The following is an 8531-nucleotide window of genomic DNA, read 5'->3' on the forward strand; positions in this document are numbered from 1 at the left end:
ATTAACTTATTAACAAATGTATTAACATAGATACTTATGTAAGCGTTTTATATTTAACGAAGGGGGGATTTAATGTAAGAACGAAAGACGATAAAGGTTTTATATAGTACTTACAATAAAGCAGAACCTATTCCTCCAAGAAAAAGCAGCCATGAATTGTTTAAACGAAATTTTAATGAGTGTTTACCAAAAGAGAGGAGAATTTAAATGAACAAAAGATTAGGACGACAATTTATATTTATTATCTTAATCATGGCATTAATAATACCGGGTATTGTCCTTGCAAATGGAGCAGAGACACTAAACGGGTTGAGCGAAAATAGTAATAAGCCCCATGTTGAACATCAAGGTGAAACACCTGTCTTTGAAAATGCTTCAGTTCATGACCCTTCAATTATCAAGGTAGATGATATGTATTACGTGTATGGTTCCCATATTGATGCGGCCAAGTCAACGGATTTAATGAGTTGGACTTCATTTACTAATGGGTACACTACCCCTAATAATGTCGTATATGGTGATTTATCGGAAAACCTAGCAGGTTCCTTTGCCTGGGCAGGTGAAGATGATGCGGATAGTTTAGGTGGTTATGCAGTATGGGCCCCGGAGATTATCTGGAATGAACACTATCTAAATGAGGATGGTACAACGGGTGCTTTCATGATGTATTACAGTGCCTCATCTACGTATATCCGTTCTGCTATTGGTGTTGCTGTATCTAAAGAAATAGAAGGACCCTTTACGTATGTTGATACGATTATGTATTCTGGGTTTTATGAAGATGAGGCATACGATGCTAACAGTACAGTCAATAAGAAGTGGACAAACACAAATATTCAAGATCTTATCGATGATGGTACATTAGAAGGACCAAGTGATGATTGGTTCACGGATGATGGAAAATATAATTATAATGAGTTTACGAATGCGATTGATGCGAATTTATTTTTTGATGAGAATGGAAAGCTATGGATGACATACGGTTCGTGGGCCGGTGGAATTTATATTCTTGAAGTAGATCCAACAACAGGTATACCAAAGTACCCAGGGGAAGATGGTACAACGTCTGATGGTAGAGTTATTGATCGTTATTTTGGAACGAAAATTTCCGGAGGATATGGACGTTCAGGTGAAGGACCTTACGCGTTATACGACGCGGAAACTGACTATTATTACTTGTATGTAACGTACGGCTGGTTGGGAGCTGACGGGGGATATCATATGAGAACATTCCGCTCTGAAAACCCAGATGGTCCTTATGAGGATGCAGCTGGAGAACCGGCTGTTTTACCGGAGTCCTTAGATAATGGTTCCTTTGGTAATAAACCAAATAATTTGGATCATGCGGATTATGGTAATAAATTAATGGGGAATTTCTTGTTTGATAGAAAAGTGGGCGACCCTGGATCAGGGATTGGCTATGGCTATGTCTCTCCAGGACATAATTCTGTTTATACAGACAAGGAAACAGGGCAAAGATTTTTAGTATTTCATGCACGTTTCCCGGAAACAGGTGAAATGCATGAGGTCCGAATCCACCAAATGTTTATGAACAAAGAAGGTTGGCCGGTGGTTGCACCCTACCGTTATGGAGGCGAGACACTAGAGAAGGTGAACAGACAAGATGTAATTGGAGAATATAAATTCATAAACCATGGAAAAGATATCTCTCCTACGATTAAAAGCTCAGTTTATATTTCATTAAACAAGAATAATACCATCTCTGGAGATGTAGACGGGACATGGAAGACAACTGGCCATAACCAAGCAGAACTTACAATCGATGGAGATATTTATGATGGTGTATTTGTGCGTCAATATGATCCAACATCAGAAAGGCATGTTATGACATTTACCGCGATGTCAAACGAGGGTATATCTGTATGGGGAAGTAAGCTTCTTAATCGTTCAAGTGAGGAAGTAATTGAGGCTGTTTTAAATGATTTAAATATCGGTGATACAGAGAATGTTATTTCAAATTTAGCACTACCAACGGAAGGGACTCAGAACACCGAGATTTCATGGGAATCTTCTGATCCAAGTGTTGTTACTGCAGCAGGAGAAATTAATCGTCCAGAAGTTGGAGCTGAAAGTGTGACGGCTACACTTACTGCGACAATTATGAAAGATGATATCACGAAAACAAAGAGCTTTAATGTCACGGTGTTACCTTTCAAAGATGCTGGGCTGGTTGCTCATTATACTTTTGAAGGCCATCTAATCGATAGTACCGAGAATTTCAGTGAAGGAACGCCAACTGGTGATCGAATCGATAATACAGGAGGCAATATTACTTTTGCGGAAGGTAAGCATGGTCATGCTGCAGAATTTAATGGTTCTTCAGGCGTCCGTTTACCGAATGGGCTTATCTCTAGTAACACCTATTCTGTTTCGCTTTGGGTAAATCCGGATCAAGTGACCCCTTTTACTACAACGTTCTTTGGAGCTAGAGATAGTAATAACTGGGTAAGTCTGCTTCCAAATGGCCCTGCAAATGGAGAAACGATGGTCTGGTCCGGTAGTTCCAGATGGTATGATGCAAACACGGGTTTAACAATAACTCCAGGTGAGTGGACCCATTTAGCATTTACGGTTGATGAAGGGACAATCATTGTTTATGTTGATGGCGAAGAGAAATTTACAGGTACAGACTTCCCGAACATCTTTACTAATACAAGTTCTAGCTTCAGCTTAGGTGTGAACTGGTGGGATACTCCATTCAAAGGTTTAATGGATGAATTACACATTTATGAGGGAGTATTATCATCAAATGATGTTGCAAACTTAGTCGATACAATGGAGTAACTAGTTTAAAGGTCGTACGGTTTTTTCGTACGACCTTTTTTGTTTCCGATTTTAGTAAAGAAACGTTGCGCAATTTCCTTATTGGTGAATTCCGACAACTTTTCCACTGCATGCCCTCCTGTTTCAAGCTTCATACTAAAAGAAAGCAAAGGGGAGTGATATTGTATGGGGATGGTCACGACATTTTCAGAAAAGAGACGTGAAAAGCAGTGGAATTTTGAACGTAAGGTACTTCGAAACGTCTCCTTAAAACAAATGAAAGAAAACGTCCAAGGACATTTTCGTCCTATTATCCCTTTTCATTTTCTTAATCATCCATTTTTAATTGATCCCTGTATGGATATTGCAATAGATGCGTATTTACTTGGTGCAGGGTATGGTCGTTTTGGATTTTTAGGTGAAACAAGAGTAGAGGTCAAGGAACGCTGTGAAGAAGATATAATTGAATTAACACATATGCTTTTTGACTTTTTACAAGGATGGTTAATGGATGCTGATTTTATGTTTGATTCATTACAAATTGTCAGTGATGTCTTTATTAATGAATGGTGGGAAAAAGGATTTCAGGAAGGAGAAAAATTAATACGTCTTCGCCTTCATTAACCTTGATTCAAAAAAATCATCTCATAAAACTCCTCTTGTCCAAATATATATAATAATGGAAGTGGACGAGGAGGGACGGTTAATGAGAAAGTGGATAAAGGGAGGGGCATTTGCCCTTGGTGTAGTGAGCTTATTATTTATTATACAATATCAATTTATTAGCAGTGATTCATGGTCAACCTGGCAATTACCATTGTCAGGAAAAGTGATAATTCTTGATCCAGGACATGGCGGGGTAGATGGGGGCGCAAGTTCTAATGGAGGTGCATTAGAAAAGGATGTAACTCTTTCAATTAGTATGCAGCTGCGGGATTATTTACAAGAAGCAGGAGCACTTGTTTTAATGACGCGTGAAGAGGATCGAGACCTAGCACATGAAAATACACGTAAGATTAGGCAAAGAAAAATGGAGGATTTAAAACGCCGTGTTGAAATTGTAAACGAGTCAGATGGTGATATGTTTATTAGCCTGCATCTCAATGCGATACCTTCTCCGAGATGGAGTGGTGCGCAAACGTTTTACAATCGTAGGATTTCGGAAAATGAAACATTAGCCAAGTTTGTGCAAGATGAAGTCAAGCGAAACCTTGAAAATACAAATCGATATGCGAAGCCAATTGAGAATATCTTCTTATTAAAAAATGCTGTCATACCTGGAGTACTTGTCGAGGCCGGATTCCTTTCTAATCCAACAGAAGCTGAGCTTTTACAAACGGAGCAATACCAGCAAAAAGTGGCTGCCTCCATTTATCAAGGTATTTTGCGCTACTATACAAATGAAATAGAACCAGAGATGTGAGAACTAAGCGATTTTCGTTGGAAGAGGGGTATGCTATACTAGGGGCATATAAATGAAAGAAGGATGGTGTTTCGGCTTTGTTAACGGAAGAGGGAGTCAGGGAAGCATTAAAGAGAGTGAAGGATCGTGACTTAAATAAAAACCTTGTTGAAACTGGCGGTATACGGGAAATTAAGATGAAAGATGGGAATGTCAGCTTAAAAGTAGCTCTAGCTAAAACAGGAACAGCGGAACAGCTAGAACTCCAGCAAGAAGTAGTTAACGTGTTAAAAGGTGAAGGTGCGGTTTCGGTCGGGCTACGCTTTGAAGAGTTAACAGAATTAGAAATTAAACAATTGGGTGGCTTGGATGATCCTGAGTATGTTGGGCCAGAATTACTTGCCCCGAATAGTTCGACAACCTTTATTGCCGTAACGAGTGGTAAGGGTGGAGTAGGAAAGTCAACGGTTTCCGTTAATTTAGCAACAACCCTAGCACGACTTGGTAAAAAAGTAGGAATCATCGATGCTGATATTTACGGATTTAGTGTTCCTGATATGATGGGTATTGAAGACCGTCCGAAAGTTCAAGGTGAAAAAATATACCCTGTTGAGCGCTTTGGTGTCAAAGTGATATCAATGGGATTCTTTGTAGAAGAGAATGCCCCTGTTATTTGGAGAGGGCCGATGCTCGGAAAAATGATCAACCAATTTTTTACTGACGTTGAATGGGGGGAACTGGATTATTTAGTCCTTGATTTACCTCCTGGTACTGGTGATGTCGCACTAGACTTACATACCATGCTGCCACATTCTAAAGAAATCCTCGTTACCACTCCTCACCCAACAGCAGCTTTTGTAGCAGCACGCGCAGGAACGATGGCGATAAAAACACATCATGAAATTTTAGGTGTAATTGAAAATATGGCTTACTTTGAAAGTGTTGCAACGGGTGAGAAGGAATTTGTTTTTGGACAAGGTGGAGGAGATCGATTAGCGGAGGAATTAAAAACGGACGTCTTGGGACAAATTCCTCTCGGTCAACCAGAAGTGAACATGGATGATTTTGCTCCGTCTGTCTATAATAAAGAACATCAGATAGGGGTAATATATCAAGAAATTGCTGAGCGTATCATAAAGAAAACAGCACGTTAAAAAAGAAGAAGAGCCCCATCAGGTGGTTCTTCTTCTTTTTTATATTAGGAAGACTTTTCTTTGCCCCCACCGCTATCTTGTTTCTCCATTTGCTTTTCAGCAACTTTCGATAAAATCTCGTTTACTTTTGCTGTAAAAAATGGACTTTCAAAGGATTCGGACATTATTGTCATGACTTGCTGGCGATATTCCTTGGATTTCATAATTTCTAATACGTTACTTTCCATTTCAGGGTCTTGTAAAATAGTTAACATCATTCCTTGATATTCTGGGTCTTTCATCAAACCTTTTAATATTTTTTCATTTTCTGTCTGCATGCTTTCAGCAAACGTTTTTGCAAATTCGGGATCTTGCATTGTGTCTTGCCAAAACTTTTGTGCTTCTTCTGAGGTGAGTGTATCTTGTATCGTTTTTTTCACAAAAGCACTGTCCATAACAAGAACTTTGCGAACTTCTTCATCTTCCATAATTTCTTGAATCGCTTGTTTACCTTCATCCGTCTTAAGCATATCCACCATCATTTTCTTAGTGCTTTCGTAATCAGGTTGATTTTTGCCACCGTTTTCCGCAGTTGCACAACCAGTTATGATGAATACAGATAGACAAAAAACGATTAGACCACGTAAAAGCTTCATCAGATAACCGCTCCTTTTATCCATTTGTCATTAATTTGAGATATTTTCCGAGAAAATATGCATGAGTGTTCTGTTTGACTGGCATTTTTTTGAGGTCATTGATACAATCATGAAAGCAAGCTAGGATGATGGAGGAACAGGCCTGTGAATAGCAGAAAAGTTGTTTATCTCTTTTTTACAACATTGTTAATTGGAAGTGTAAGTGGTGCACTTGTCGGTTTTATTATTGATTTTTCGGTTTATACGAGTGAAGGGTTTTTAAATTTATTTTGGGGTATCATCTGGTTATTAGGTATAAGTGCCGCATTTAGCTTGATTAGTCAGATGGGTTTTTTCGCTTACCTAACCGTTCATCGATTCGGTTTAGGTTTGTTTAAAACACAAAACCTATGGAATCGAATACAAATTGTCATTATTGCTTTTGTTGTGTTTGATTTAATTTATTTCCGTTATGTAGCATTTGCTTCAGAGGGAGAAACAATTTTTCACTTTACTTTAATGCCGGTTTTACTTTTATTGTATGGTTTATTTATTGCCTATATAAAGGCGAAGGAAACGAATGCAGGAGCATTTATCCCAACGGTGTTTTTTATTGTTGTAGTTACAACGATTGAATGGGTACCAGCATTAACGGTAAACGAGCCGAAATGGCTTTGGCTTTACATTGCCCCATTGCTTACAGGCAATACGTGGCAAGTGTTAACTCTTCATAAATTGCAAAGAGAGAAATAAAAAGGTCGAGCCTAAGCTCGACCTTTTTGCTTCTATTTCTTATTTGATTTCCTCTGTTTTTGTTTGTGTACTTGCCATTAACTCATCAACTGTGGAAAAATCGAAACCTTTATCTCTGAGTTGATCGATAATGATAGGAAGAGCTTTATGTGTTTGCTTCACTGAATCAGAAGCATGGAAGAGTAGAACATCACCTGGGGTAGTCTTACTCATAACATTGGTAACAATGGCATCAACTCCAGGGTTTTCATAATCACGGGAGTCCACACTCCAATGAATAATATTCAACCCCTCTCCCTCTGCCAATTTTAGAACACGTTTATCAAAATCTCCATTGGGCGGTCGGAGCAATGTTGTCTTTTGACCAGTTAAATCGCTCAGCAATTGTTGGCTTAGTCGTAAATCTCTTTTTATTTTTTCATCTTCCCAATTCGTATAGCTTTTGTACTGGTAGCCATGATTACCGATAGAATGACCTCTTTCTTTAATGTTTTTTACTAAGTCTGGGTAGGTTTCTGCCCACGAAGCAGAAACAAAAAATGTGGCGTTTGAAATTTCTCTTTGTTCAAGGACATCGAGAATCGGCCCGATCCTCTGCTCACCCCAGCTTAAATTAAAGGTGAGGGCAATTTGATTTGTGTCAATCTCAGCACGGTAAAATGCCTGTGGTCCTTCTGGCGTAGAAAATACAGTAAGCTGTGAGCGTTCGACATAGATTAGTCCAGCAGCAAAAAACGCGGCGAGAATAATAATTGAGAATTGTTTAATATGCTTGGCGTGAAATACCCAAATAAACTTCATGTTCGGCTCCCCCTCGTCCATCTTTACCATAAATTTATGCAAACCAGGACAGGATATGAATAAAAACCGCTTGAATAGAAAACAATTTAATAATAGTAATTGCAAAGGTGACTATAAATTAGTTTCAGCCTTTGAACCATACTCTACTAAGTAGCATCAAATTTAAATGTTGTCAGTCTCAAAAGTCGAGGTGTTTGTATGTTAGGTTTTATGTTAAACAAGAAAGAAGTTAAAGAAATGGAGTATATGCTTAAAAGAGAGATGGAGGAGCTCCTATTAGATTTATCTGATCCGAGAATCGATAGTGTTGTTAAACGGGCAATGGAGGATAAATATAAAATTATTTACGGTATTTCAAAAAGATTTGTGTCACCAAAGGATAGAATGAGATATATGCTACATAGTAGAAGAAACTCACAGTAACAGAAATCTCAAGAAAAACAAAAAAAGTATAGGGAAGTTGTTGACTTGCAAAGCTGGACATGCTATATTAATAAGCACCGCAAGAAATGCAACATTTACACCGGAAAAGTTATTAGGGAAACTTGTTGACTTGCTGTGCTTAAGTATGTTACTATAATGAATGTCGCAAAAACACGATGACGAGTTCTTTGAAAACTGAACAAAAGCCAAGCGAAAAAATAGAGATTGTTTTATTTCGATAAATCAAATCTCGTCAATTTATTATGTAATATCGTTAGCGATATTTTTGAGCCTGTTGGTAAAACAACTCAAACACTTTTATGGAGAGTTTGATCCTGGCTCAGGACGAACGCTGGCGGCGTGCCTAATACATGCAAGTCGAGCGGACCTTTAGGAGCTTGCTCCTAAAGGTTAGCGGCGGACGGGTGAGTAACACGTGGGCAACCTGCCCCTTAGACCGGGATAACATCGAGAAATCGGTGCTAATACCGGATGATAGAACGAGCGTTCATGCGCATGTTCTCAAAGATGGCTCCGGCTATCACTAAGGGATGGGCCCGCGGCGCATTAGCTAGTTGGTAAGGTAACGGCTTACTCGTA

The 8531-nt window shown here is 38.8% G+C and carries 8 protein-coding genes; 6 read left to right on the plus strand and 2 right to left on the minus strand.

Going from position 1 to position 8531, the window contains the following annotated elements; genetic code table 11:
- The first annotated feature begins 207 nt into the window (after positions 1–207).
- The 4 genes from CEF19_RS10465 (at position 208) to CEF19_RS10480 (ending at position 5340) form a co-directional block, all read left to right on the plus strand.
- Complete coding sequence (locus tag CEF19_RS10465) at positions 208–2805, plus strand: LamG-like jellyroll fold domain-containing protein (protein WP_100406026.1); 2598 nt, start codon at positions 208–210, stop codon at positions 2803–2805.
- A gap of 165 nt (positions 2806–2970) precedes the next feature.
- Positions 2971–3408, plus strand: coding sequence for a YbaK family protein (locus CEF19_RS10470; protein WP_100406027.1), 438 nt, complete (start codon positions 2971–2973; stop codon positions 3406–3408).
- 82 nt (positions 3409–3490) lie between these two features.
- Positions 3491–4207, plus strand: coding sequence for an N-acetylmuramoyl-L-alanine amidase CwlD (cwlD, locus tag CEF19_RS10475; RefSeq protein WP_100406028.1), 717 nt, complete (start codon positions 3491–3493; stop codon positions 4205–4207).
- A 77-nt stretch (positions 4208–4284) separates the two neighbouring features.
- Positions 4285–5340, plus strand: coding sequence for an Mrp/NBP35 family ATP-binding protein (locus tag CEF19_RS10480; protein ID WP_100406029.1), 1056 nt, complete (start codon positions 4285–4287; stop codon positions 5338–5340).
- 44 nt (positions 5341–5384) lie between these two features.
- On the opposite strand, the gene gerD is transcribed toward CEF19_RS10480, so the two are convergent.
- On the minus strand, positions 5385–5975 hold the full coding sequence (gene gerD, locus CEF19_RS10485; RefSeq protein ID WP_100406030.1) for a spore germination lipoprotein GerD: 591 nt from the start codon (positions 5973–5975) through the stop codon (positions 5385–5387).
- A gap of 144 nt (positions 5976–6119) precedes the next feature.
- On the opposite strand from gerD, the gene CEF19_RS10490 reads away from it, so the two are divergent.
- A complete protein-coding gene (locus tag CEF19_RS10490; protein WP_100406031.1) occupies positions 6120–6707 on the plus strand; it encodes a KinB-signaling pathway activation protein in 588 nt (195 codons plus the stop codon).
- 39 nt (positions 6708–6746) lie between these two features.
- On the opposite strand, the gene pdaB is transcribed toward CEF19_RS10490, so the two are convergent.
- Positions 6747–7508, minus strand: coding sequence for a polysaccharide deacetylase family sporulation protein PdaB (pdaB, locus tag CEF19_RS10495; protein WP_100406032.1), 762 nt, complete (start codon positions 7506–7508; stop codon positions 6747–6749).
- A 198-nt stretch (positions 7509–7706) separates the two neighbouring features.
- On the opposite strand from pdaB, the gene CEF19_RS10500 reads away from it, so the two are divergent.
- Positions 7707–7931: a hypothetical protein gene (locus CEF19_RS10500; protein ID WP_100406033.1), complete on the plus strand. Its 225-nt coding sequence runs from the start codon at positions 7707–7709 to the stop codon at positions 7929–7931.
- The last annotated feature ends 600 nt before the right edge of the window (positions 7932–8531 follow it).

It is taken from the genome of Bacillus solitudinis (genome assembly GCF_002797395.1).
Lineage (GTDB): Bacteria > Bacillota > Bacilli > Bacillales > Bacillaceae_D > Halalkalibacter_A > Halalkalibacter_A solitudinis.